We start from the raw sequence: 289 nt of genomic DNA, 5'->3' as shown, positions 1-289 counted from the left end.
CGCAACTGCCCGGACCCGGCCGCCGCGGCCGGGCGCAAGCGGCCGGCGCTGGAGGTGCTGCGTTACCGCGACTGGCCGCAGGCGGTCGCCGAGCTGGCCGCGCACGCGCGTCCGGGCACTTGCCTCATCAACGCCGGCGACGGCCGCAGCGCGCATCCGACCCAGGGCCTGCTCGACATGCTGACCCTGCGCCAGGCCAAGGGCAACGATTTCTCGCGCCTGCGCGTGGCCATCGTCGGCGACATCAAGCACTCGCGGGTCGCGCGCTCGGACCTGCAGGCGCCGCGCG

1 protein-coding gene is annotated in these 289 nt (G+C 75.8%); it reads left to right on the top strand.

Annotation, left to right across the window (positions count from 1 at the left end):
• Positions 1 to 289, top strand: a 289-nt coding sequence (locus HKX41_11130) for a hypothetical protein (protein NNC24684.1), incomplete at both ends; no start/stop codon positions are given.

Origin of the sequence: Salifodinibacter halophilus (genome assembly GCA_012999515.1) — a bacterium.
In the GTDB taxonomy this organism is placed as follows: domain Bacteria; phylum Pseudomonadota; class Gammaproteobacteria; order Nevskiales; family Salinisphaeraceae; genus Salifodinibacter; species Salifodinibacter halophilus.
The sequence above is the reverse complement of the archived record's forward strand: the minus strand, read 5'-3'. Positions and strand labels throughout refer to the sequence as shown.